We start from the raw sequence: 1155 nt of genomic DNA on the forward strand, positions 1-1155 counted from the left end.
CTTGCGGATCTCGGTGAACATGCCGACAGCGCGTTCACGCAGCTCGGTGGGGTAGTTGCTTGCCGGTCGTGCCATGGCTTCATTCTCCTAAGAAGTGAAGCCTCCGGACAACCCGGTGCGGTTCAGTTCAGGGAGTCGAGTGACCACCGACGTCCAGCAGGATTCGCACGCGTTCAACTCAAAAAGATGACTAAAAGATGGCACTTTCGAATCCGCCCAACACCAAGAACATTCTGCACCGACCATCCTCGTTCACATGGTCACTCGACTCCACCAACAGCAAAGGAGTGACCTCCTCCAAGTATCCGACTGACGAGCCTGCCGGGCTCCTCGCCGAAACTCAGATCGGCGGCGTCCGTGTCGGAGCATTCACCTAGCCTTCTGCCCATCCAGCTCGTCCCATGACAGAAAGGAGTCATCGACGATGCCAGCGCAGGCGTGGGTCACTCTGATCATCGGACTGGTCGCCACCATCGGTGTCATCATCACCTGGCAACAGAAGAACTCCGCAGACCGCCGCTCCGAGTGGTTTCGACGGACCACTTGGGCGTTCGATCGCACCTTCAGCACCTCCGACACCGAAGCCCAACTCGGATGGAAGGTGATCGAAACTCTGGTCGCATCTAGACTGGCTACACGCAGCGACTCCGACATCGTCCAAGTCATCGCCGAGCAAATAGCGCTCGGAGACTCGGACACCGAGTACGACGAGGAGGCTGGAAATGACCACAGCAACACCGAAGAATCCGGCCCCGGCCATTCGTAGCCTCGCCGTCCGCCGGGCAGCGGCACAGGCCGCGGTCGCAGCAAGCGCCAAAACCGGTCGGCCGGTCCCCGACGCCGTGCAAAAACTCGCCAACTCACGCCAAAAGTTCGGGTGCGCTCGCCCCCATCCTTCGGCGCGATACAGACGCGCACGAGAAACGCGGGCCGGCGCGTGACTTCGATGGTGGTGAACTGAAGTCTTGGTGCGCAAAACGCAGTTACCGCACCGTCAAGGAAGTCTTGACGAAGCACCTGATCCGAACGTGGATACGGACCTTGCGTGAGGGTTGCGGGATAATCGCTATGTCGTGTCAGGATAGATGCTTGCAGGGTCGAAGCTCGAAGAGAGTTGGTCGGTTTAACGTGCACAGTTCGAATGCGGTTGCCAGC

The 1155-nt window shown here is 59.4% G+C and carries 2 protein-coding genes; both read left to right on the forward strand.

The window, feature by feature from the left end; genetic code table 11:
- Window positions 1-197: 197 nt before the first annotated feature.
- Window positions 198-377 carry a hypothetical protein gene (locus QMK17_RS26280; RefSeq protein ID WP_283512221.1) on the forward strand — a complete coding sequence of 60 codons (180 nt, stop codon included), beginning with the start codon at window positions 198-200 and terminating at the stop codon, window positions 375-377.
- Between the two features lie 47 nt (window positions 378-424).
- A complete protein-coding gene (locus tag QMK17_RS26285) occupies window positions 425-766 on the forward strand; it encodes a hypothetical protein (protein ID WP_283512222.1) in 342 nt (113 codons plus the stop codon).
- Window positions 767-1155 lie beyond the last annotated feature (389 nt).

It is taken from the genome of Rhodococcus sp. G-MC3, assembly GCF_030063335.1.
GTDB lineage: Bacteria > Actinomycetota > Actinomycetes > Mycobacteriales > Mycobacteriaceae > Rhodococcoides.

Bases quoted from the DNA above. Each gene is read 5' to 3' on its own strand.
- QMK17_RS26285 (WP_283512222.1), top strand. From the start codon at position 425: ATGCCAGCGCAGGCGTGGGTCACTCTGATCATCGGACTGGTCGCCACC.
- QMK17_RS26280 (WP_283512221.1), top strand. From the start codon at position 198: ATGGCACTTTCGAATCCGCCCAACACCAAGAACATTCTGCACCGACCA.